General features: G+C 72.6%; 4 protein-coding genes. 2 read left to right on the top strand and 2 right to left on the bottom strand.

Annotated elements, in window-relative coordinates; all coding sequences use genetic code 11:
- Nucleotides 1–31 precede the first annotated feature (31 nt).
- Together IJH84_RS18160 and purU are read left to right on the top strand one after the other, a co-directional pair.
- On the top strand, nucleotides 32–766 hold the full coding sequence (locus IJH84_RS18160) for a maleylpyruvate isomerase family mycothiol-dependent enzyme (RefSeq protein WP_295146590.1): 735 nt from the start codon (nucleotides 32–34) through the stop codon (nucleotides 764–766).
- Between the two features lie 49 nt (nucleotides 767–815).
- Nucleotides 816–1,667, top strand: coding sequence for a formyltetrahydrofolate deformylase (purU, locus tag IJH84_RS18155; protein ID WP_200069361.1), 852 nt, complete (start codon nucleotides 816–818; stop codon nucleotides 1,665–1,667).
- Nucleotides 1,668–1,724: 57 nt separating this feature from the next.
- Here the strand turns inward: purU and IJH84_RS18150 are convergent, their stop codons facing one another.
- Nucleotides 1,725–2,297: a YbaK/EbsC family protein gene (locus IJH84_RS18150; protein WP_200068895.1), complete on the bottom strand. Its 573-nt coding sequence runs from the start codon at nucleotides 2,295–2,297 to the stop codon at nucleotides 1,725–1,727.
- A 30-nt stretch (nucleotides 2,298–2,327) separates the two neighbouring features.
- Nucleotides 2,328–2,729, bottom strand: a 402-nt coding sequence (locus IJH84_RS18145) for an alpha/beta fold hydrolase (RefSeq protein ID WP_367269047.1), incomplete at its 5' end; no start/stop codon positions are given.

Raw genomic sequence — 2,729 nt, 5'->3', positions numbered from 1 at the left:
GCCGGCTCGCCCGGCTCGTAAACTCCGCGGCATGGTCGGCGAATTTTCGCAAGCAATGTTGAAAGAGCAGGTCGGAGCGTTCCGCGCGGCTGCGGTGGCAGCTGGCCCGGACGCCACCGTGCCCACCTGCCCCGGCTGGGACGTGCGCAAGCTGCTGCGCCACCTGGCCCGCGTCTACGCGATGGTGCAGCTGGGACTCGAATCCGGCCCGGACGATCAGCGGCCACGGCCGCCCGCCGCGCCCGACGCGTTCGACGCGGCGCTGACCTGGTTCGACGAGCGCTTCGCCGAACTCACCACGGCGCTTTCCGCGCCGGACCCGCAGCGGGCGGTGTGGGCGTTCTTCCCGGGTGGCACACCCGAGTCGTGGACCCGGCGCATGACGCACGAAACCGCGATCCACCGCCTCGACGCGGTGCTGGCCGCGGACGGCGGTTCGGAGCTGATCTTCGATCCGGAGCTGGCCGCGGACGGGATCGACGAGATGCTCACCGTCATCGCGCCGCTGGGCGACTGGTCGCAGTCCGCGCACCAGGGCCGGGTGCTCTACCACGCCGCCGACGCCGGGCGGACCTGGCTGGTGCGGTTCCTGGCCGGGCAGCCACCGCAGATCGGAGCGCCCGCCGATGCCGCGCTGGGCGCCGACGAGGTCGACGCGACCGTCGCGGGCACCGCCGACGCGGTCTACCGCCGGGTCTGGGGCCGCCCGAGCGGCGCGATGATCACCGGCGACGCAGCGCTCGGCGGGCTCGTCGCCGGGCGTTGATCCCGGCCGAGACGGCCTTGCGGTGCGAGAATGCGCAGCTGTGTCGTACGTGATCAGCCTCAGCTGCCCGGACCGCACCGGGATCGTCGCCCGCATCACGTCGTTCCTCGCCGAACACGGCGGATGGATCGTCGAGGCCGGTTACCACACCGACCCCGACACCAACTGGTTCTTCACCCGCCAGGTCGTCCGCGCGGACTCGCTGCCGTTCGGCGTGGACGAACTGCGGGAACGCGTCGGCCGGGTCGCCGCGGAGCTGGGCAGCACGAGCTGGCAGGTCACCGACACCGAACAGCGGCGGCGCGTGGTGATCCTGGTTTCCCGCGAAGGCCACTGCCTGCACGACCTGCTCGGGCGGATCTCCTCCGGGGAGATCGACGTGGATCTGCGGGCGGTGATCGGCAACCACCCGCGGCTGCGCCCGATCACCGAGGCGCACGGCGTGCCGTTCCACCACGTGCCGTTCCCGCCCGCGGCGGACCCGGAAGGCAAGGCGGCTGCCTTCCAGGAGATCCGCGCACTGGCGGACGGCCACCAGCCGCACGCGCTCGTGCTGGCCCGGTTCATGCAGGTCGTGCCGTCCGAGCTCTGCGAAGCGTGGGCGGGCAGGGCGTTGAACATCCACCACAGCTTCCTGCCGTCGTTCGCCGGTGCCCGCCCGTACCACCAGGCGTACGAGCGCGGGGTGAAGCTGGTGGGCGCCACCTGCCACTACGTGACGGCCGAGCTCGACGCGGGGCCGATCATCGAGCAGGACGTGACCCGCGTCGACCACACCGACTCCGTCGCGGACATCATCCGGCAGGGCCGCGACATCGAGAAGATCGTGCTGGCCCGCGGGCTGCGGGCGCACCTGGAGGACCGCGTCCTGGTGCACGGCAAACGCACCGTCGTGTTCTGAGCGCCGATCGGCACGCTCAGGCGCTTCACCGCGCGCCGAGCCGTAGTGGGCGGTCCTTCACTCCGCGGGCGCAGGGCGGGCCAGGTCGGGGAGTGTTTCGGCGCCGGGCAGATCGGCCAGCACCTCGCCCGCCGTGAGGATCTTGCTGCCGCGCAGGCCGCTGCCGACCACCACGGCCGGAGTGCGCGCCACCGCCGCGTCGACCAGCACCGGCCACCCGGCGGGCAGCCCGAACGCAGTGATGCCGCCGTAGGCCATGCCGGTCAGCGACACCGCGTCGTCCATCGCCGTGAACGAGGCTTTCCGCACGTCCAGCCGCCGCCGGACCACGCCGTTCACATCAGCGCGGGTGGTCGCCAGCACCAAGCAAGCCGCGTGCCGGACTTCGCCGCCGCGCTTGCCGGTAACCACGACGCAGTTCGCCGACAGCTCCAACGGCGAGCCGTAGTGCGCGCAGAACTCGGCGGTGTCGGCCAGCGCCGGGTCGATCTCGGCGACACCGACGCGAGCGGCTTCGGTCCCCGGCAACGCCCGTACCGCGGCGAGCACCGGCTCAGCCAGCAGTTCCGGGCGGTCGAGGGCGGGCGAGACCTGCAACGTCCCGGCCGCGAGCGACCAGTCAACAGCCATGCGCCGACGATACGGGGTCCTGCCGAGGAATCAGCCGCCCAGGAAACCGCTCAGCAACGCCCGCACTTCGCGGCGGTGGGTGACCATCGGCGCGCGGGAATCCAGCAACTCCAGCCGTGCGCCCGGAAAAGCTTCGGCGGTTCGCCGCGCCGCCGAAGCCGGATGCATCGGATCCTCGGTGGCCCCGATGACCAGCACCTCGGAACGCACCGCGCGCAAGGTTCCCGCGTCGTCGAGCACCCGCTGATCGCTCAGGGCGTGCAATGCGGCCCCCAGGCGCTGCAGCGCCGACACGCGGAGTTCGACATGCTCGCCGACCTGCGCTTCGGGCGGAAACTCGGCGGCGACCAGCTCGCGCAGCGCCGCGCCGCCGTCGTCCGCGGCGACGGCCTCGGCCAGCCGCTCCAACGCCCACGCCGAGGTCACCTCGCG

The sequence above is a fragment of the Saccharopolyspora sp. genome, assembly GCF_017434145.1.
Classification (GTDB): Bacteria; Actinomycetota; Actinomycetes; order Mycobacteriales; family Pseudonocardiaceae; genus Saccharopolyspora_C; species Saccharopolyspora_C galaxeae.
Note: the sequence above shows the minus strand (reverse complement) of the source record. Positions and strands in the feature narration are given on the sequence as shown.

Coding starts and splice junctions, on each gene's coding strand:
- IJH84_RS18160 (WP_295146590.1), top strand. CDS start 32: ATGGTCGGCGAATTTTCGCAAGCAATGTTGAAAGAGCAGGTCGGAGCG.
- IJH84_RS18150 (WP_200068895.1), bottom strand. CDS start 2,297: ATGGCTGTTGACTGGTCGCTCGCGGCCGGGACGTTGCAGGTCTCGCCC.